Origin of the sequence: Ochrobactrum sp. SFR4 (assembly GCF_019730395.1) — a bacterium.
GTDB lineage: Bacteria > Pseudomonadota > Alphaproteobacteria > Rhizobiales > Rhizobiaceae > Pseudochrobactrum.
This window is the reverse complement of the sequence record NZ_JAAPBB010001182.1, coordinates 1-245: the sequence shown is the minus strand read 5'-3', so window position 1 is coordinate 245 and position 245 is coordinate 1. Positions and strand designations below refer to the sequence as shown.

General features: G+C 52.2%; 1 protein-coding gene. It reads right to left on the bottom strand.

The window, feature by feature from the left end:
• On the bottom strand, nucleotides 1-205 hold a 205-nt coding region (locus tag HBA93_RS22780), incomplete at its 3' end, for a TauD/TfdA family dioxygenase (protein ID WP_221724747.1).
• Between the last annotated feature and the right edge of the window lie 40 nt (nucleotides 206-245).

Genomic DNA, 245 nt, shown 5'->3' with positions numbered 1-245 from the left:
CATCTTCGTAGGCCGCACGCCCGTGAAAGGCGACAAAGTTGTTGAGCCATTGGATATCGCCTGGCTCAAATGGCATACGAACCAAGCATTCTTCGCTCATGCAAAGCCGGTCGACCATATCGAGTGCTTCAATCTGCTGATCTGTCAATCGCGGAACACTCGGTAATTCTTGCGCCACGCGAATAAAATGGCGCAGATATCGCACAGCGAATTTGCCCTCACGCTCTCCAAATATAGGCAGGGGG